Annotated in this window: 15 protein-coding genes and 1 riboswitch; of the genes, 6 read left to right on the forward strand and 9 right to left on the reverse strand. The window is 69.1% G+C overall.

Features of this window, described 5'->3' with window-relative positions; all coding sequences use genetic code 11:
- The first annotated feature begins 48 nt into the window (after nucleotides 1-48).
- Nucleotides 49-774, forward strand: coding sequence for a hypothetical protein (locus EDD31_RS00495; RefSeq protein ID WP_148058822.1), 726 nt, complete (start codon nucleotides 49-51; stop codon nucleotides 772-774).
- 152 nt (nucleotides 775-926) lie between these two features.
- Here EDD31_RS00495 and EDD31_RS00500 read toward each other — a convergent pair whose 3' ends face one another.
- The 6 genes from EDD31_RS00500 to EDD31_RS00525 form a co-directional block, all read right to left on the reverse strand.
- A complete protein-coding gene (locus tag EDD31_RS00500; RefSeq protein ID WP_123302441.1) occupies nucleotides 927-2,315 on the reverse strand; it encodes an RNA polymerase sigma factor in 1,389 nt (462 codons plus the stop codon).
- Nucleotides 2,316-2,592: 277 nt separating this feature from the next.
- Nucleotides 2,593-5,478: an aminomethyl-transferring glycine dehydrogenase gene (gene gcvP / locus EDD31_RS00505; RefSeq protein ID WP_123302442.1), complete on the reverse strand. Its 2,886-nt coding sequence runs from the start codon at nucleotides 5,476-5,478 to the stop codon at nucleotides 2,593-2,595.
- Entirely contained in the window at nucleotides 5,475-5,861 is a 387-nt protein-coding gene (gene gcvH / locus EDD31_RS00510) for a glycine cleavage system protein GcvH (RefSeq protein ID WP_123302443.1), read from the reverse strand. Before gcvH ends, gcvP begins: the two co-directional genes overlap by 4 nt.
- 55 nt (nucleotides 5,862-5,916) lie before the next feature.
- Nucleotides 5,917-7,068, reverse strand: coding sequence for a glycine cleavage system aminomethyltransferase GcvT (gene gcvT, locus EDD31_RS00515; protein WP_123302444.1), 1,152 nt, complete (start codon nucleotides 7,066-7,068; stop codon nucleotides 5,917-5,919).
- A 75-nt stretch (nucleotides 7,069-7,143) separates the two neighbouring features.
- A riboswitch (glycine riboswitch) is annotated at nucleotides 7,144-7,232 on the reverse strand.
- Between the two features lie 36 nt (nucleotides 7,233-7,268).
- On the reverse strand, nucleotides 7,269-7,658 hold the full coding sequence (locus EDD31_RS00520) for a universal stress protein (RefSeq protein WP_123302445.1): 390 nt from the start codon (nucleotides 7,656-7,658) through the stop codon (nucleotides 7,269-7,271).
- Nucleotides 7,659-7,701: 43 nt separating this feature from the next.
- Nucleotides 7,702-8,787 carry a DUF4192 family protein gene (locus EDD31_RS00525; RefSeq protein ID WP_170163133.1) on the reverse strand — a complete coding sequence of 362 codons (1,086 nt, stop codon included), beginning with the start codon at nucleotides 8,785-8,787 and terminating at the stop codon, nucleotides 7,702-7,704.
- 151 nt (nucleotides 8,788-8,938) lie between these two features.
- Here EDD31_RS00525 and EDD31_RS00530 point away from each other — a divergent pair, with 151 nt between their 5' ends.
- Nucleotides 8,939-10,153: a polyprenyl synthetase family protein gene (locus EDD31_RS00530; protein ID WP_123302447.1), complete on the forward strand. Its 1,215-nt coding sequence runs from the start codon at nucleotides 8,939-8,941 to the stop codon at nucleotides 10,151-10,153.
- 28 nt (nucleotides 10,154-10,181) lie between these two features.
- Here EDD31_RS00530 and EDD31_RS00535 read toward each other — a convergent pair whose 3' ends face one another.
- Nucleotides 10,182-10,568: an Rv2175c family DNA-binding protein gene (locus EDD31_RS00535; RefSeq protein ID WP_123302448.1), complete on the reverse strand. Its 387-nt coding sequence runs from the start codon at nucleotides 10,566-10,568 to the stop codon at nucleotides 10,182-10,184.
- Between the two features lie 133 nt (nucleotides 10,569-10,701).
- Between EDD31_RS00535 and EDD31_RS00540 the strand changes: the two genes are divergently transcribed.
- Entirely contained in the window at nucleotides 10,702-12,126 is a 1,425-nt protein-coding gene (locus tag EDD31_RS00540) for a LysM peptidoglycan-binding domain-containing protein (RefSeq protein WP_123302449.1), read from the forward strand.
- A gap of 103 nt (nucleotides 12,127-12,229) precedes the next feature.
- Complete coding sequence (locus EDD31_RS00545) at nucleotides 12,230-14,167, forward strand: Stk1 family PASTA domain-containing Ser/Thr kinase (protein ID WP_148058823.1); 1,938 nt, start codon at nucleotides 12,230-12,232, stop codon at nucleotides 14,165-14,167.
- A gap of 7 nt (nucleotides 14,168-14,174) precedes the next feature.
- Here the strand turns inward: EDD31_RS00545 and EDD31_RS00550 are convergent, their stop codons facing one another.
- Both EDD31_RS00550 and EDD31_RS00555 read right to left on the reverse strand, forming a co-directional pair.
- The gene (locus tag EDD31_RS00550) at nucleotides 14,175-15,527 is read right to left on the reverse strand and encodes a class II 3-deoxy-7-phosphoheptulonate synthase (RefSeq protein WP_123304902.1); all 1,353 of its coding nucleotides are present in this window, start codon (nucleotides 15,525-15,527) and stop codon (nucleotides 14,175-14,177) included.
- A gap of 16 nt (nucleotides 15,528-15,543) precedes the next feature.
- Nucleotides 15,544-16,770 carry a pyrophosphate--fructose-6-phosphate 1-phosphotransferase gene (locus EDD31_RS00555; protein WP_123302451.1) on the reverse strand — a complete coding sequence of 409 codons (1,227 nt, stop codon included), beginning with the start codon at nucleotides 16,768-16,770 and terminating at the stop codon, nucleotides 15,544-15,546.
- A gap of 100 nt (nucleotides 16,771-16,870) precedes the next feature.
- Between EDD31_RS00555 and EDD31_RS00560 the strand changes: the two genes are divergently transcribed.
- Nucleotides 16,871-17,449: a hypothetical protein gene (locus EDD31_RS00560; RefSeq protein ID WP_123302452.1), complete on the forward strand. Its 579-nt coding sequence runs from the start codon at nucleotides 16,871-16,873 to the stop codon at nucleotides 17,447-17,449.
- 148 nt (nucleotides 17,450-17,597) lie between these two features.
- Nucleotides 17,598-19,424: an AMP-dependent synthetase/ligase gene (locus EDD31_RS00565; protein WP_123302453.1), complete on the forward strand. Its 1,827-nt coding sequence runs from the start codon at nucleotides 17,598-17,600 to the stop codon at nucleotides 19,422-19,424.
- Nucleotides 19,425-19,502: the final 78 nt, after the last annotated feature.

Here is a 19,502-nt window from a genome sequence, read left to right on the forward strand (position 1 = left end):
AGCGGCGGGTCGAGCGCGCGATCGGTGCGCACGTGGAAGTCTGAAGCCATGAGCACTTCGTCGCCAGAGCCAGAGAACCAGCGCGGGGACCCAGACCGCACCGACCCGCAGCGGCCGGAGCCTGAGATCGTGAGCGGCGAGCCGGAGATCCTCGAGGGAGCAGCCAGCGGGCCCAGCGTGGCCGGCCAGGCGCTGAACCAGCTCGTCCCGATGCTGGTGCGCCTGGCTCGTCCTCCCGGCCTGATCCTGCTGCTGGCCGCCTCGGTGACCGTGCTGCTCCTGGGCGTCCTCGGCTGGCTGTACGGCAGCGGGGGCACGCAGTGGACTGCGTGGGTTCCCCTCGCGCTGGCAGTCATCCTCGCCATCCCAGTCGTGGTCTTCGGGATGCGGCGCGCCCGACTGAACCGGCGCACCCGCGGCCTGCAGCTCACCGTGCGATCCGGCGTGACCGTGCTGGTCAAGCGCCCCGGTGAGGGCAAGAGCGCACGCGAGGACGGTTCCCTGTCCGGGATCGACCCGCAGCGCGAACGCGAGCACCTTGAGGCCGCTCGGGCGGAGCTTCGCGTCCGCCAGGCCCGCTTCCTGCCGCGCTTCGAGGCCGCCCAGCGTGCAGCCCGCGCCTTGGCCGGTGGCGGCGACCATGCGCCCTACCTCCGGGACGACCTGCGCGTGACCCTGCTGGCACTGGTGGGCACGGTGCTAGCCATTCCCACGGCCACCGTGGCCGCCTTGATCACCGGCATCCTGCTCGGCGTTCGCTCCGCGCCCCTGTGAGGCACCACGCGGAGCCGCGGTATCGCCAGTGGCACCCGGGGCCCAGGGCAGGCTCCAGAGACAGAACTGCCGGGGCGCATCAGCGCCCCGGCAGTTCTACTCAGCTGTAGCGGCCCGGATCAGGCCGCGAGACTCAGTCCAGGTGGTGGATCTCAATCCAGGTAGTCGCGCAGCACCTGGCTACGCGAGGGGTGACGCAACTTGGACATGGTCTTGGACTCGATCTGGCGGATCCGCTCACGGGTGACGCCGTAGACCTTGCCGATCTCGTCGAGGGTCTTGGGCTGACCATCGGTCAGACCGAATCGCATCGACACCACGCCGGCCTCGCGCTCGGAGAGCGTGTCGAGCACCGCGTGGAGCTGCTCCTGCAAGAGCGTGAAGCTCACGGCGTCTGCCGGGACCACGGCCTCGGAGTCCTCGATGAGGTCACCGAACTCGCTGTCGCCGTCCTCACCCAGAGGGGTGTGCAAGGAGATGGGCTCGCGGCCGTACTTCTGGACCTCGACCACCTTCTCCGGCGTCATGTCCAGTTCCTTGGCGAGCTCTTCCGGAGTGGGCTCACGGCCCAGATCCTGGAGCATCTGACGCTGCACTCGGGCCAGCTTGTTGATGACCTCGACCATGTGCACCGGGATGCGGATGGTGCGGGCCTGGTCCGCCATGGCGCGAGTGATCGCCTGACGGATCCACCAGGTGGCGTACGTGGAGAACTTGTAACCCTTGGTGTAGTCGAACTTCTCGACGGCGCGGATCAGGCCCAGGTTGCCCTCCTGGATGAGGTCCAGGAACAACATGCCGCGCCCGGTGTAGCGCTTGGCGAGAGAGACCACCAGGCGAAGGTTGGCCTCCAGAAGGTGGTTCTTGGCCAGACGGCCGTCATTGGCGATCCACTGCAGCTCGCGCTTCGGCTTGCCGGAGAGTTCTGGCTCCCGGCTGAGCTTGTCCTCGGCGAACAGGCCGGCTTCGATGCGCTTGGCAAGCTCGACCTCCTGCTCGGCGTTCAGCAGCGCGACCTTACCGATCTGCTTGAGATAGTCCTTGACCGGGTCGGCGGTGGCGCCGGCGGTGACGACCTGCTGGACCGGCGCGTCGTCGTCATCAGCATCGGAGACGACGAAGCCGGAGAACGGGTTGGAGCTCGCGGGGGCCTCGGCACCCGCCGAGGCCTTCTCCTCCGTGGGTTCTTCCTCAGTCGCGGCCTCGGCCGAGGCTGCGGACTTCCGGTCGGTGGTCTTGCGGGAGGCGGTCTTGGCAGCGGCCGAGCCGGCGGTCTTCTTCGCCGCAGACTTCTTGGCCGTCGACTGCGCGGTTCCGGTGCTCGACTTCGCAGCAGTGGTCTTCTTCGCAGCGGGCTTCTTGGTGGCCGAAGACTCAGCGGACGTCGTCCCCGCCGGCTTCTTGGTGGCCGGCGACTTCGCCGCGGTCTTGGTCGCGGTGGAGCGGGTACGCCCGGTGGTCTTCTTCTGCCCGGCCGCCTCGGTGGCGTCCGGCGCGTCGGCACGAGCCTCGCTGGTGCTGGCGGCAGAGGAAGGCGTCACGATGACCTTTCGAAGGGGGTTCAGGTGGACGACCGATCAGCAGATCGCAGTCATTGGATCGTCGCGCACCATAATTATAACGGCGCACGGGGCGTTTCCGCAGAGATCCGCTGTCGATCTCAGAGTCCAACACCGTGCACCCGGGCACTATTCCGCGAGGCCACCGGGCCCTGGACCCCGCCATCGTGCCGCGCAGAGCACCACGACGGCGGAGTCCGCACGTGACCGACGGCACCGCGTGATGCCGCTCAAGCCGGGCGCGCCAGGAGCGCAGCAATCAGGCGAAGGACTCCAGCGGCGGGCAGGCACAGACCAGGTTGCGATCGCCGTAGGCTCCGTCCACCCGGCGCACCGTCGGCCAGTACTTGTCCTGGTGCTGGTTCGCGACGGGGTAGACGGCTTCAGCGCGCGTGTAGGGGTGCTCCCAGTCACCGACCATCGCGGACGCCGTGTGCGGCGCGCCGACCAGCGGGTTGTCCTCCGCCGGCCACGTACCCTCAGCCACCTTCATGGCTTCGCCGCGGATGGCGATCATCGCCGCGCAGAACCGGTCCAGCTCACCGAGATCCTCCGATTCGGTGGGCTCGACCATCAGGGTGCCCGCGACGGGAAAGCTCATGGTGGGCGCGTGGAATCCATAGTCGATCAGCCGCTTGGCGACGTCGTCGACAGTGATGCCGGTCTCGGCCCGGAGCGGGCGAAGATCAAGAATGCACTCGTGCGCCACATAGCCGGTCTCGCCCCGGTAGAGCACCGGGAAATGCTCATCGAGGCGGGCAGCCACATAGTTCGCGGCGAGCACGGCGGACTCCGTGGCCTCGCGGAGCCCGTGAGCGCCCATCAAAGCGATGTAGGCCCACGAGATCGGCAGGATCGACGGCGAACCGTAGGGCGCCGAGGAGACGGCGCCCGCTCGTGCACCCAGATCGCCCTGCACGAGCGGGTGGCCCGGCAGGAACGGTTCCAGGTGTGCGCGTGCGGCAACAGGCCCCACGCCCGGACCTCCCCCGCCATGCGGGATGCAGAAGGTCTTGTGCAGGTTCAGGTGCGAGACGTCTCCCCCGAAGCGGCCTGGCCGGGCGTGGCCGAGCAGCGCGTTGAGGTTGGCGCCGTCGATGTAGACCTGCCCACCAGCATCGTGGACCACGGCGCAGACCTCCCCGACGTGCTCTTCGTAGACACCGTGGGTGGACGGGTAGGTGATCATGATCGCGGCGAGGCTCTCCGCGTGCTTCTCGGCCTGGGCGCGCAGATCCTCCAGATCGATGTTGCCGACGCCATCGGTGCCGACCACCACGACCCGCATACCTGCTAGGACCGCTGAGGCCGCGTTGGTGCCGTGCGCGGAGGCCGGGATCAGGCAGACGTCACGACCGGACTCGCCGCGCGACTCGTGGTAGCCCTTGATGGCCAGCAGGCCGGCGAGCTCGCCCTGGCTCCCGGCGTTTGGCTGCACGGAGACGGCCTCATAGCCGGTGAGGATGCCCAGCCAGGACTCGAGCTCACCGATCAGCTCGAGGTACCCGGCCACATCGCCTGCCGGAGCGAAGGGGTGGATCCGGGAGAACTCCGGCCAGGTCACCGCCGCCATCTCGACGGCGGCGTTGAGCTTCATGGTGCACGACCCGAGCGGGATCATGCCGCGGTCGAGGGCGTAGTCCTTGTCCGCGAGGCGGCGCAGGTAGCGCATCATCGCCGTCTCGGAACGGTAGGTGGAGAAGACCGGGTGGGTGAGGTACTCCGTGGTCCGGGTCATGTCCCGCCATTGCGGGACCCGGCCCGTGTCGGCGGACTCGAAGGGCGCGCTGGCGCCCAGGGCCGCAGACACGGCCCGCACGAGTGCCTCCACTGCCCCAGGCGTCGTCGTCTCATCGACGGAGAGACGCACTCGGTCGAGGGACTCGAGCCAGACCGTGACGTCGGCCTCCAGCGCGGCGGCGCGCAGGTCCTCCGCGCGCCCGGGAACCACCAGCTCCAGGGTGTCGAAGAAGCGTTCGTGTGCGAGCTGACCGCCGGCTGCAGCCAGGGCCGGGGCCAGGGCGCCGGCGAGACTGCGGGCGTGCGCGTGCACGCGCTCCGCGATCGCACGCAGGCCGTCAGGGCCGTGATAGACCGCGTACATCGAGGCCATGACCGCGAGCAGCACCTGGGCGGTGCAGATGTTGGACGTGGCCTTCTCCCGGCGGATGTGCTGCTCCCGGGTCTGCAGGGCCAGGCGGTAGGCCGGCGCGCCGTCGGCGTCATGGGACACGCCCACCAACCGGCCCGGGAGCTGCCGCTGCAGTCCTTCCTTGACCGCCAGGTAGCCGGCGTGCGGCCCGCCGAAGCCCATCGGGACGCCGAATCGCTGGGTCGTGCCCACCGCCATGTCGGCGCCGAGCTCTCCGGCCGACGCCACCAGTGTGGCGGCGAGAAGGTCGGCGGCCACCACAGCCAGGGCATCACTGTCGTGCGCCCGGTCGATCAGCGCGGTCACGCTCTGACGCTCGGGGATACGCCCGGAGGCACCCGGCAGCTGGACGAGGACACCGAAGGCGCCCTCGAGGTCGGCGGCGGCCGGGTCGGTCAGCAGATCGGCCACCACGAGCTCGATGCCCACGCCGGCTGCGCGGGTCTCCAGCACGGCGCGGGTCTGGGCGAAGAGGTCGGCATCAACGACGAACCGGCGCGCGCCGGGAAGCTTGCGGGCAGTGGCACGCCGGGCGAGCAGCATGGCCTCGGCGGCGGCGGTGCCCTCATCGAGCATGGAGGCACCCGCGACATCGAGCCCGGTGAGATCGATGACCATGGTCTGGAAGTTCAGCAAGGCCTCGAGACGACCCTGGGAAATCTCTGGCTGGTACGGCGTATAGGCGGTGTACCAGGCCGGGTTCTCCAGGATGTTGCGCTGGATGACTGCAGGGGTGCGAGTGTCGTAATAGCCCTGGCCGATCATGGAGGTGCGCACGGTGTTCTTGGCGGCCAGCTCCCGCAGGCGCCCCAGCACCTCCTCCTCGGAGGCCGGTTCGGGCAGCCCGGCCGGCGGTTGCGCGTCGTGAATGCTCCGCGGCACCGCGGCATCCATGAGCGCTTCGAGGCTGGGGACCCCGACGGCGGCGAGCATGCGTTGTTGCGCGGCCTCGCCGGTCCCGATGTGCCGGGTGGAGAAGGGCGTCTCGCTCACGCGGCGCCCCCGGCCACGAATCCCTGGTAGGCCTCGGCGTCCATGAGTCCGTCGGGCAGCTCATCCACCCGCAGGGTGTAGAGCCAGCCCTCCTCGTGCGGGTCGGTGCCCACTGTCTCGGGCTCGTCCACGGCTGCGGTGTTCACCGCGAGGATCTCACCGGTGGCCGGGGCCACCAGGTCGGAGACGGACTTGGTGGACTCGATCTCGCCGCAGGTCTCCCCGGCTGTGATCTCGGTGCCGGCCTCAGGCAGGTCGACGTAGACCACGTCACCGAGCGCTTCGGCCGCGTAGGCGGTGATGCCGACCCGTGCGGTCTGGCCATCGACGGCGATCCACTCGTGGTCGGCGGTGTACTGACGGTCATCGGGATAGCTGGACATGGCGGGCTCCTCGGGCGTACGGCGATTCACGGGTAGTCGGCTGGCTGCGATGGGATCAGGACGGGCGGCGGTAGAACGGCGGCGACGCCACCGTCATGCTCTGGCGGCGGCCACGCACGTCAACTTCGAGGTCCGTGCCAGGCTCGAGGCCGGCGCCGGCGCCAGCGTCGACGAGCGCGAAGGCGATGGGATGGCCGAGCGTGGGCGAGAAGATGCCGGAGGTGATGCTGCCGATGGCGGTCTCCGCGCCGGGCAGGTGCACCGTGGAGCCGGCGCGTGCCGCCCGGCGCCCACCGCCGCTCAGCGCCACCAAGGTGCGGGCGGGCGTGCGCGCCTCCACGGCCGCGCGACCCACGAACTCGTGCTCCGACTCGAGGTTGACCACGCGTTCCAGGCCCGAGTCGGCGGGGACGAGATCGCGCCGCAGCTCCTGGCCGTACAGCGGCATGCCGGCCTCCAGGCGCAGGCTGTCACGGGCGGCGAGCCCGCAGGGGATGACACCGTGCTCCGCACCGGCCTCGGCCAGAACTCGCCAGACAGCAGCAGCGGAGGGGGCGGGTACCGAGATCTCGTATCCGGTCTCGCCGGTGTATCCGGTGCGCGCGATCAGGGCCGGCACATTCGCCACGCGCCCGGTGACGGCCCGGTAGTACCGCAGTTCGGAGAGGTCTCCCACCCCGGAGCCCTCATCCAAGGTCACCAGCGGCGCCAGGACGTCGGGCGAGACCGGGCCTTGCAGCGCGATCAGCGCCCGTGACTCCGTGCGGTCGGCCACGTGCGTGCCCCCGGAGCCCTGGCTGCGTGCGGTGAGCTCATCGAGCACGGTGAGGCGGTTCGCGGCGTTGGCGATCACCAGGAAGTTGGGGTGCCCCGCGTCGTCTGCGAGCCGGTAGACGATCAGATCATCGAGGACGCCACCGTCCTCGGCGAGGATGAGCGAGTACCGCGCTCGCCCGATCGGCATCGCGGAGGGGCGCGTCACCAGCGCCCGATCCAGGGCCTCCGGCGCGCCGGGGCCAGAGACTTCGATCTGCGCCATATGCGAGAGGTCGAAGAGGCCGGCGTGGGCCCGCACGGCGTGGTGTTCGTCCACGGCCGAGCCGTAGCGCAGCGGCATCTCCCACCCGGCGAAGCCGGTGAGATGCGCATGCAGGTCACGATGTTGGGCGTACAACGGCGTACGCAGGAGTTCGGTCTCAGCGGTCATTCGGGGCTCCGTCGGTGGTCGGGCTGCGCGAACGCAGCGGCTTCCAGCGGTCCCCCTCTGTCATCCAGAGTGGCCTCGTCGTGCACGGTGCGGGTACCTGAGAGGTTGCCGGGGTGGTTGCTCCTACGGTGCGCCTGCGAAGGCGGCTCTCCCGTGCCGACTAATGGCGGCCGTATCCAATTGTGATGGTGCTGACGCTATCAGGACTCGGCAGGCTTGACCGCGAGGACAGGGCAGGGGGCGTCGAGCAGAATGCGCTGCGCGTTGGTGCCCAGGATGAGCTTGCCCACCGGGGAACGACGCCGCAATCCGATGACCAGAAGCTCAGCGCCGAGATCCTCGGCAGTGGTCACCAGGGTCTCGGCCACGTCATCGGTGCGCGAGATCTGGCGCACCTCGTAGGCGACATCGGCCTCGTCGAGTTCATCCCGGACGGTATCGGCCAGCGCGTCCAGCGACTCGTCATCAGAGTTCGGGCCATGGGTGAGCACTACGACCAGACGGCTTTCCCGGCGCCGGGTCTCCATGATGGCAGCGGCCAGTGCCGCTCGGCCTTCAGGGGTGGTCACGTAACCGACGACGACCGCCATCCGGGCTCCTTCGATGCTTCGTGTAAGTGTGGTCTCTGTGACGTTACCGGATGGGCGTTGTCCGAGGTGAACGCGGAGCCACCCATGGTGGCGGCATGCCTCCTTCCAGAGCCAGCAGCACGAGGGCGGCGAGCCGGTGTTCTGGATCCCGGCCAAGGCTCTGCTGGGCCAGCACATCGGCGCGTGCGCCTTCACCGAGCCACCAGGAGAGATACGCGGCGGTGGCCAAGGGGGCGGCCGCAGCCGCCGGCGGTGCGCATGCGGCCAGATGTCCCACCAGTGCGATCGTGGCCCGCACCAGCCGGCTGTCCGGCCCGGCGGACTCGGCACGATCGGTCGCGGCGCCCACGTCGCCCACCCCGCTGATCTCCGCGACCGCGCATCCCGCGAGCGCCGCGGCAACTACGGCGTCGCGCACCTGGACGTCCTGTAGCGAATCCAGTAACAACCCCCACTCCTCGGCCTGGCCCGTCCCCGCTTCATCGCCTGGTTCCGCCAGGGCAGCGTCCCAGCGTCCGGCCAGCCCGCCGCGCCACCCCTCCGGGTCGGTGGCGCGAACGCGGGACCGCTCGGCCTGAGCCATGGCGCGAGCCACCCGAGCGCACAGGTCTGCGTCCGCCAGCGGGGTCACCGCGAGTTCCTCACGAGAGCCGGCCGGGGCATAGCCCTCGGCGACGAAACCCGCGGTCACCGCACTGTGGACGAGATCCTCCAGGGGGTATCCCCCGGGCGGGCAGCAGCCGGCACAGTCCAGGCAGGCCCAGGACTGCGCGCCCACGGACAGGAGAGACACCGAGATCTCCGGAGCCCCCTCACGCGTGACCTCGTCGACCATCTGCACGGCAGGTCGATGCACGTCCAGATCGTCAGGCGGCCCGTCGTGATAGGCGAGCAGCACCACCTCGACCGTCTGGGAATCGACCAGCCGGGCGAGCACCTGCCGCACCTCCGCTCGCGAGCGGTGGGGCGCACCATGGAGGTCCGCGAGGTCCAAGCGTGCCAGCGGACCGGAACGGATCCGCGACGGCCCGTCCCTCTGCATGACCATGATGATGAGGGAGTCACGGGGATGAAAGCCCAGGAGGTACGGGACGGCGGCAACGAGGTCGGCGGCGTGAGTGCATCTCATGCCGCTCATCTCAGTGGCGACTGCGCTGTCGTGCTGGCGCGCAGACCACCCTTGAGGATGCCGGGATCGTGGAGGACCCGCCTGTGGACACCACTGCGCTCCGAGCCTCGACCTCCACGGTGGATGGTTGCAGAACACCTACCCTCGGCTCATGACCTTCCCTGCTCCCGGACGACCGGCTGAGAACTCTGCCGGATTCGACCGCCTCGTGAACGCCGTCGCCGAACGCGTGCAGCAGGCAGTGGCTGAGCACGGAGTGCTGGAACCCCTGACCACAGCTACCTCCTCCCCCGCCGGTGCCACCACGGACGCCGCCCTCGCGGAAGACCCCGTGCCGGCCGTGGAGGCGGTGGCGCCGCATCTGCGAGAGCTCCTGGCTCCTGGACGCGCCCTGCTCACGGGCGGGAAGCGGCTGCGCGCGCAGCTCTGCGGCGCCGGCTGGCTGGCGGCCGGCGGAGCCACCAGCGACCCGGACGGCGAGCTGCCCGAAGCTCTGGTCCTCGCCGGAAGCGCACTGGAACTCTTCCAGGCCACCGCACTGATCCACGATGACGTCATCGACGGCTCACTGACGCGCCGAGGAGCCCCGGCCGCACACCAGAGCTTCGCCACACTGCACCGCAACGGCGGTTTCCTCGGAAATGCCGCGAGCTTCGGTCACGCCGGTGCCATCCTGCTCGGCGATCTCCTGCTCGCCGCGGCCTCGGCGGAGATGCGCCGCGCGGCCCGCGCCGCCGGGACCATGGCCGGGGAGGCAGCGCACCGGATCTTCGACGCCATGATGATCGAGGTGGCCTTCGGCCAGTACCTCGATGTGCGCGCCCAGGAGATGCCCTGGCAGCAGGACTCGGGGAGCGACGCGGTCGAACGCGCCCTGCAGGTGGTGAGGCACAAGTCTGCTCGCTATTCCGTGGAACACCCCCTGGCTCTCGGCGCCGCGCTGGCTGGTGGCGCTCCCGAGCTCCTCACTGCCTTGCGCAGCGTCGGGCTGCCGCTGGGCGAGGCCTTCCAGCTCCGCGACGACGAGCTCGGCGTCTTCGGCGATCCCGAGGTCACCGGAAAACCCGCCGGGGATGATCTCCGCGAGGGCAAGCGCACCGTTCTCCTGACACTGACCCTCCAGCGCGTGAGCGAAACCGAACGCGGACTTCTGCAGCAGCGCGTCGGAGCCCCAGATCTCTCCCTGACGGAGGTCGAACACATGCGCGATCTCATGCAACGCTGCGGCGCGGTGGCCGAGCATGAGCGCATGATCGCCGCACGTCAGGTTCAGGGCCTGGACGCGCTGCGCCGGACTGAGCTATCTCCGGCGTCCAGAGCGCATCTGACCGCATTGGCCGAGGCGCTGGTGCGTCGCGCTTTCTGAGGCGGATTGCGCCAGAAGGCAGAACCTCCTAGAAGGCCAGCGTCTGAGCCACCCGTCGGACGGCGTGCACCCGGTGGTCCAGCAGCGCGGCAATCGGAGCCTGCCCCAGCTCCTCGTGGTGGCTGTAAAGCCACTCGAAGGCCTCACGGTCGGTGTACCGGGCGTCCTTGAGCACCGTCAAGGTTCCGCGGAGGCTGGGCAGCGGGGCCGGCCCGTCAGGATGATCGGCCTCGAGGATCAGCTCTGCGGGGATCGAGACGGCGTCGTTGGTGCCGCGCCGCAGAGCCAGGAGCTTGCCCTCGCGAAGCATCGTCCGGACGTCCCGGTCACGCACGCCGAGGACTTCGGCGACCTCAGGCACCGAGTACCAACGTTCCGGTTCGATCGTGGACTCCACGGGAGGTTCTGCGGTCATACGCCAATCCTAGAGGTTGTCAACGCGCCACACCGGACGCTACTGTCACACCTGCTACTTCCGTCACACAAACCACACATCTCTCTAGCGACTCACCAGTCACATCTGAGTCATCGCTGGGCATGGAGGATCGATGAGCAGGAACTCGCGCGCCGCGGCCCGCCACGCAAGCCGGGCAGGTCTCGGCCTGGCCGTTGCTGTCACCGCCGTAGGCATCTCCGCGCCAGCGGTGCACGCTCAGGCACCCGCTCCGCAGAGTGGGGCACCGATGCCCCAGGGAGCGCTCCCTGCCAACGGGGTGAACTCGCCTGCCACCCAGGGGGCCACCGCCCTCGCCCTGCCTGCGAAGGCCGACATGAGCGCCTCGGCGCGAGGCATGGGCGGCATCCAGCCGATGAACCGGCCGACGCTGAACTACCGCGTGGTGGCCGGTGACACGCTCTCGCGCATCGCCGCACGTCACAACACCACGGTCAGCGCCATCGCACGCGAGAACAACCTCTCCAACCCCAATGTGATCCGCATTGGCCAGATGCTGCGCATCCCCTCGGCGGCGAGCGGGAACTCGAACTCCAGCTCCGGAAGCTCCAGCAGCGGGAACTCCAGCTCCTCGACCGCCGGGCGCTACACGGTGCGCGCCGGCGACACTCTCAGCGCCATCGCGGTCCGGCAGGGCACCACTGTCTCGGCACTGGTGCGGGCGAACAACCTGTCCGACCCCAACCGGTTGCGCATCGGCCAGGTGCTGACCCTTCCCGGCAGCAACCAGTCCTCCGGGAACTCCAGCAGCGGAAACTCGAACTCGGGCAACTCCAGCTCCGGAAGCTCCAGCAGCGGGAACTCCAGCTCCAGCAATTCCAGTTCGGGCAACTCCAGCTCGTCCTCGACGCGCTACACCGTGCGCGCCGGCGACACCGTCTCCGGCATCGCCTCGCGCCACAACTCGACCGTCCAGCAGATCATTCAGGCCAACAACCTGAGTGCCTCAGCCTTTATCCGTGTCGGCCAGCAGCTCACGATCCCGGCCAGCGCCGGCCCCGCCACGTCCAGCAACAGTGGGAACCTGGTGCCGAACACCTTCCTGGGCCGCACCTACCCCACCGAGGTGGTGGCCTCAGCCAACCAGAACAAGGCCACCCTGCTCGCGATGCAGGCCGAGGGCCGCATCCCCTCGCGTGCGCAGATGCAGGCCATGGTGGTCGAGGTAGCACGCCAGATGGGCGTGGACCCGGCTCTGGCTCAGGCACACGCCTTCCAGGAATCCGGCTTCAACCAGACGGCCGTCTCCCCCGCCAACGCCATCGGCACGATGCAGGTCATCCCAAGCTCCGGCGAGTGGGCTTCCCAGCTCGTCGGCCGGCAGCTCAACCTGCTCGACCCGCGTGACAACGTCGTGGCCGGCGTGGCGATCATCCGTCAGCTGCACCGTTCGGCCAAGTCCTACGACGACGCGATCGCGGCCTATTACCAGGGCCTCGGTGGGGTGAACCGGCACGGGTGGTACCCGGACACCACGCGCTATGTCGCGGCGGTGAAGTCTCACATGGCCAACTTCTGAGCCAATCCGCTTCGGCCCGGACCGCAGCGCTCGGTGGCGGCGATCGCCGCCACCGAGCGCGTCACGCACCGTCGAGTACGCTGCGTCGCCGTACGCTCGGCGCGTGGAGCCCGTGACAACCGGTGATCCGTTGCTCGGCCGTGTGGTCGAGGGACGGTACGAGGTGACGGCTCGGATTGCCCGCGGCGGCATGGCCACGGTGTACCGGGCGACCGATCGCCGCCTCGACCGGACGGTGGCGCTCAAGGTCATGCACCCGCACCTGGCGGAGAGCCCGGAGTTCGTCGCACGCTTCCGTCGCGAGGCCCGGGCCGCCGCGCGGCTCTCGCACCCCGGGGTGGTCGCGGTCCACGATCAGGGCAGCACAGGCGAGGCGGTCTACCTCGCGATGGAGCACGTTCCCGGCCCCACCCTGCGCGACGAACTCGCCCGGCGCGGTGTGCTCCCTCTCGGCGAGGCACTGCGCGTGGCCGAGCAGGTCCTCGATGCCCTGGCGGCAGCCCATCGCGCCGGGCTGGTGCACCGCGACATCAAACCCGAGAACGTACTGCTGAGCGAGGTCCGCGGCGAGCGGCGCGCCAAAGTCGCCGATTTCGGCCTCGCGCGCGCCGTCACGGAGGTCACCGCCTCCACCACCGGCACGATCCTGGGCACGGTGGCCTACCTGGCGCCGGAGATTGTGACCGGTGGGGCCGCAGAACCCCCGAGCGACGTCTACGCCACCGGGGTCCTGCTGTACGAACTGATCACCGGCCATCAGCCCTTCGTGGGTGAGGCACCGATCCAGGTGGCCTTCCAGCACGTGAACTCCACGGTGCGCGCCCCTTCCGAGGACGTGCCCTGGCTGCCCGCCGAGGTCGACGACCTGCTCGCCGCCCTGACAGCACGCTCCCCCGAGGAACGGCCCCAGGACGCCGGTGCCGCCCTCGAACTCGTCCGGACCACCCTGGCGCAGCTCGACCCGGCCACACTGGCCCGCCGCGCCGATGTCGCTCCCCCACCGGAACCGAGCGCGGCCTCATCGCAGGAGGCACACGACCCCGGACGGACCACAGCCTTCCAGACCCACGGCACGGTCGCGCTGCCACGAGGCGCCATCACCGCGCCCCCACCACCCACAGCTGGGGTGGAGCCACCCCCACGCCGCGGCCGGCGCCGTCCGCTGATCATCATCGCCTTCCTGCTGATGCTGGCGGCCGCTGCCCTGACCGGCACCTGGTGGTGGCTCACCTACGGCCCCGGCTCTCCCACCGTGGTCCCCGAGGTCTCGGGGCGCACCGAGGCCGAGGCTGTTGCCCTGCTGGACGCCGCCGACCTCGAGGCGAGCCTGAGCTACGCCCACGATGACGACATCGCCGCCGGGGTCGTCCTCTCCGTCGATCCCTCCGAAGGAGTGGAACGGCCTCGCGGCTCCATCGTGGATCTTGTGATCTCCGAGGGCGTCCTGAGCCACGCCGTGCCGCAGGTGGCCGGACGGGACCGGGAGGCGGCCGAGGCGGCGATCACCGATGCCGGGCTGGCCGTGGGCGAGATCGGGACCACCTACGACCCCGAGGTTCCTGTGGGCGTGGTGATCTCCTCCGACCCCGAAGCCGGTACCGAGATCCCGCACCACCAGAGCGTCGCCCTGGTGGTCTCGGACGGGCCCGAACCCATTGCCGTCCCCGGGCTGAGCGGCGCCACCGCGGAGGAAGCAGCTGCCGCCTTGGACAGGGCCGGCCTCAGCCTGGGATCGACGATCGAGGAACACCACGAGGAGGTCCCCGAAGGTCAGGTCATCAGGCAGTCCCCCGACCCGGACGCCAGCCTGCTGCCGGGCGAGAGCGTCGACATCGCGATCTCCCTCGGACCTGAGCTGTTCGAGGTGCCCGATCTGGTCGGAGAACAGGTCGACCAGGCCACCGACACCCTCAGAGATCTCGGCTTCGAGGTGGAGGTCGAGACGATCTGGGGCGGTTTCTTCGGCAGCGTACGCTTCGTCGATCCCGAGCCGGGCACGATGCTGCCACGCGGCAGCGTCGTCACCCTGCAGGTCGTCTAGGTCCCCGCTAGCGGCGGCGGAGCATCTCGGAGACGTCGAAGGCCATCTCCAGGGACTGCTGATGGTTCAACCGCGGGTCCACCAGGGTCTCGTAGCGCCGCGCCAGCGCCGCGTCGTCGACCTCCTCAGCACCCCCGAGCACCTCGGTCACATCATCGCCGGTGAGCTCCACGTGCAATCCGCCCGGCACAGTGCCCAGACTCTGGTGGACCTCGAAGAAACCATGGACCTCGTTGATCACCGTGGCGAAGTCACGCGTCTTGTAGCCGGACTCGGAGGTGAAGGTGTTGCCGTGCATCGGGTCGCAGACCCAGGTGACCTCACAGCCCTCGGCGTGGATACCCTCGACGAGCTGGGGCAGCACCTCCCGGATCCTGCCGGCTCCCATGCGGGTCACGAAGGTCAGGCGGCCAGGGGTGTTCTCCGGGTTCAACCGCTCCGCCAACGCCAGCGCATCCGCAGCGCTCGTTCCCGGCCCGAGCTTGACCCCAATGGGGTTGGACACCCGGGAGAGCAGATCCACGTGCGCGCCCTCGAGCTGACGAGTGCGCTCGCCGATCCACAGGAAGTGCGCCGAGGTGTTGTACGGCCGCCCGCTGCGGGAGTCGATGCGCGTCATGGAGGACTCGTAGTCCAGCAACAGCGCCTCGTGGGAGGTGAAGAAGTCCGTGGTGCGCAGCGCCTCGAAGTCCACGCCGCACGCACGCATGAAACGCATCGCGCGGTCGATCTCGGCCGCGAGTTCCTCGTAGCGAGCGTAGGCCGGGTTGGCCATGAAGCCGCGGTTCCACTGGTGCACCTCGCGCAGGTCCGCGAAACCGCCGCCGGTGAAGGCGCGGATCAGGTTGATCGTGGTGGCCGAGCGGTGGTAGGCCTCCAGCAACCGACGCGGATCCGGGGTACGCGATTCCTCGGTGTAGGCGTGACCGTTGACGGCGTCACCGCGGTAGACGGGCAGCGTCAGGCCATCGCGGGTCTCCATGCCGGAACTGCGTGGCTTGGCGTACTGCCCGGCCATGCGCCCCATCTTGATCACCGGCATCGAGGCGCCGTAGGTCAAGACTGCCGCCATCTGCAGGATCGTGCGGATCTTGTTCCGGATCCGGTCGGCGTCCGATTCGGCGAAGGTCTCCGCGCAGTCACCGCCCTGGAGCAGGAAGGCCTCGCCCCGGCCCGCCGCGGCAAGCTGAGCGGTCAGCTTGTCTGCCTCACCGGCAAAGACAAGCGGAGGGCGGGTACGCAGTTCACCGGTGACCTCTTGCAGCACATCGCTGTCTGGCCAGGACGGCTGCTGCTGCGCCTCAAGCGCGCGCCACTGCTGCAGACCGGCCAGGACCTTGGAGGAAGCCTCAATACTCACCGCGGCAGGATAGGCCTCAGTGAGCGCCGGCGGGAGCCGGTTCCACGGACTGGCCAATGGTGGTCATCATCTCGGTGAACCACTCCTGGCTGATGTCGAAGGCCTTTCCGCCCGCGATGCGCGGGAAGGGCACCGCCTTGAGGCGGCCCTCGTCCTCCTCGTCGTGACCGATCACACCGGAGGTGCCTTCGAGCGCGGACTGCACCGCGAGGTCCGTCATCGACTGGATGAGCCGCAGATCCTGGGCGTTGGCGGCCGCAGCGCGGGAGAAGTAGCCAGACTTCTGCACCATGACCTTCTCGGCGCCGATCTTCTCGGCGAACTGCTTGGCGAACCACGCGCCGGGGTTGATGGTGTCGAGCTTGACGTGACCGAAGGGGTCGCGCTGGACCTCCTCGCCCTTGGCTTCGAGCTCGGCGACGATCTCGGGGACGCCGGCGCCCTCGGAGAGGAAGATGTTGACGTTGCCCTGGCGGTCCATGATCGCGCGCAGCCGTTCGGCCTCACCGTCGATGTCGAGCTTCATCTCCGGCAGGAACACCGCGTGGATGTCCCAGCGTTCCTGCGACAGGCCCACGCTCGGCGCCCACTCCTGGGTGCCGAGCCAGGTGCGGTACGAGCTCGCTGCGGCCGCGGTCAACCACCCGCAGTGGCGACCCATGACCTCGTGGACGATGAGCATGCGCGGGTTGACGCGGTGCTCGCCGATGATGTTCCGCGCGAAGCCGGCGGCTTCCTCGGCGGCCGTCCACGCACCCAGGGACTGTCGGATCGGGATGATGTCGTTGTCGATCGTCTTGGGCAGACCCACCACGGTGAGGTGGTAGCCGTTCTCTTCGAGGTAGGCGGCCAGGTCAGCAGCAGTGGTGTTGGTGTCATCGCCACCGATGGTGTGCAGCACGTCGACGCCGTCGGCCTGGAGCTGCTTGGCCGCCACCGTCAGCGGATTCTCGCCCTCCTTGACCAGGCCGCGCTTGAGGAGGTCCTCGGCGTTCGTGAGCTTGACACGCGAGTTGCCGATCGGACTGCCGCCGAAGCGGTGCAACAGGTGGGCATTCGCCCGGGCCTGCGCATCGATCGTGATCTTCGTGCCGGTCAGCAATCCGTGGTACCCGTGCTCGTACGCAATGATCTCCACGTCGGGAGCAAGATCGGTGTAGCGCTCGATCAGTCCTCCGACGGCGGAGGACAGGCAGGGGGCAAAGCCACCGGCGGTGAGCAGGGCGACGCGACGGACCGGCATGGGAACCCTTTCGGCAGGTGTGGGACGACCCCCCGATCCTAACGGCGATGCGCACCCTCCTCGCGCCCCGGCGAAGGCGTGGACGCGTAGGCTCGACGCTATGACCAGCACCGGCGACGGCGAGGGGGCCGAGGGCCGCCCTGAGGAGGCAGCCGACCCGGATGAGCCGCCCCAGGCGCCGGAATCTCCCGCGCCGGAGGCCAGCGCCACGGAGGCCGGTGGCCCGGAGCCCGACGGGCCGGCGCCACGTCGCCCTCGGCTCGACGATGAGGATGTCGCGCGCCGGTGGAAGGAACTCACTGCTGACCTGCAGGACCTGGAGTCCCTCGGGGACCTCGCCAGCCGCGATCCCCTTCCGGAGCCCCGCAAGCCGCGCCCTCAGCCCGGACCGGCCCGTGCGCGCGAATGGGGCCCGCGCGACTACGGCGAGCCCGATGAGGAGGCCGACGGGTTCGAACCGGAAGAGCCTGCGCAGCTCTCAGCAGCGGATCCAGTGCTCGCCATCGGGTGGGTGGCCGCTGTCGCGCCCCTGGTCTGCCTACTGCTCCTGGTGGTCTTCGCCTCCCCGTCGCGCCTGCTGGTGATGACGCTGGGCGCCATCACCCTGTGTGGGGTGGGAGTATTGCTGTGGAAGTTGCCCACGCACCGCTCGGACGACGGCAACGGTGCCGTCGTCTAATGCTGAGGTAAAACCCACGCAAACACCCCCGCGCTTGGAGGAATCCGGCAAATGTGCCGGGTACCGTGGCGGTGCGCACTACTCAAGTAGCGGGGAAATGTACGCTGCCGTTCAGTCTTCGCATCACAGTCAATGGAGCCTCGACATCATGGACACCTACAACGTTCCCACCTCTCTCGACCTCGACCCCGGCCGCAGCATCACCGACTACCTTCTCGAGCAAGGCAAGGAACACCCCGAGCGCGTCCTCTACGAGGAAAAGGCCGGAGAGACCTGGGTGCCGCACACAGCCGCCCAGACGCTGGCACGCGTCGAGGCCATCGCCAAGGGTCTGATCGCCGCCGGTGTCGGCGCCGGGGATCGCGTCGGCATCATGTCGCGCACCCGGCTGGAGTGGACGCTCACCGACCTGGCCGCGTGGCACGCCGGCGCGGTCCCGGTCCCCGTCTACGAGACCTCCTCGCCCGACCAGGCACACTGGATCCTCTCCGACGCCAAGGTCAAGGCGATCGTGGTGGAGACTTCGGAACTCGCTGCCGTGATCGAGGCGGCCCGCGAGGTCGAGGGCGGGCTTCCCGAGCTGGGCGAGGTCTGGGAGATCGACGGTGGCGCCCTGGACACCCTCGCTGCGCTCGGTGCGGAGGTCTCTGATGAGGATCTCGCAGCGCGGCATCAGGCGATCGGCCTGGACTCGCTCGCCACCATCATCTACACCTCCGGCACGACCGGGCGCCCCAAGGGCGTCGAGCTGACCCACGGGAACTTCGTGCGCCTGGCCGCCGAGGCCGTGGTGGACATCTCCGAGGTGTTCGCGCAGGAGGGCGCCCGCACGCTGCTCTTCCTGCCATTGGCGCACGTCTTCGCACGCTTCGTCGAGGTCCTGGTGCTCGTGGCCGGCAAGCCCATGGGCCACACGGCGGACGTCAAGCAGGCCGTGGTCGATCTGGGCACCTTCAAGCCCACCTTCATCCTCTCGGTGCCGCGGGTCTGGGAGAAGGTCTACAACTCGGTGGAGCAGAAGACCGGCGGCGGCCTGAAGCTGAAGATCTTCCGCTGGTCCGCCAAGGTCGGCATCTCCTACTCGCGAGCACTGGACACCCCGCAGGGCCCCTCGGCGCGTCTGAAGGCCATGCACCGGGTGGCGGACAAGCTGGTGCTGTCCAAGCTGCGTGCCGCACTCGGCGGCCAGGCTCGCTACGCCGTCTCCGGAGGCGCCCCCCTGGGGGAACGTCTCGCCCACTTCTACCGCGCTTCCGGCCTGAACGTGCTCGAGGGGTACGGCCTCACCGAGACCAGTGCACCCACGCACGTGAACCGCCCGGGCAACAACAAGATCGGCACCGTGGGACAGCCCCTTCCCGGTACCTCGGCGCGTATCGCCGAGGACGGCGAGATCCTCGTCAAGGGCATCGGTGTCTTCCGCGGCTACCACGACAATGCCGAAGCCAGCGCGGAAGCTCTGGAGGACGGCTGGTTCCGCACCGGTGACATCGGCTCGATGGACGACGAGGGCTTCCTCAAGATCACCGGGCGCAAGAAGGAGATCATCGTGACCGCCGGCGGCAAGAACGTGGCGCCGGCGCCCCTGGAAGACGCCTTGCGGTCCTACACCCTGGTCTCCCAGTGCGTGGTGGTCGGTGACAACAAGCCCTTCATCGGTGCGCTCGTCACCCTGGACACCGAGATGATGCCCGGTTGGCTGAAGAACCACGACATGCCCGAGATGACGGTCGAGCAAGCAGCCAAGGACCCGAAGATCCGCGAACACCTGCAGATGGCCGTGGACCGGGCGAACAGCAAGGTCTCCAAAGCGGAGCAGATCAAGGACTTCACCGTGCTCACCACGGATTTCACCGTGGAGAACGGCTACCTCACCCCCTCGATGAAGGTCAAGCGTTCCGAGGTGCTCAAGGACTTCGCACCCGCAATCGAGGACTTCTACAGCCAGGCTGCCCAGAAGCGCAACGGCCGCTAGTCAGGGCCCCTCCCGACACACAGCGAGAGATCACAGCGGACGAGTGCGCCCCCGGCGCGCTCGTCCGCTGTTGTGTCA

It is taken from the genome of Bogoriella caseilytica, from assembly GCF_003752405.1.
Taxonomy (GTDB): Bacteria; Actinomycetota; Actinomycetes; order Actinomycetales; family Actinomycetaceae; genus Allobogoriella; species Allobogoriella caseilytica.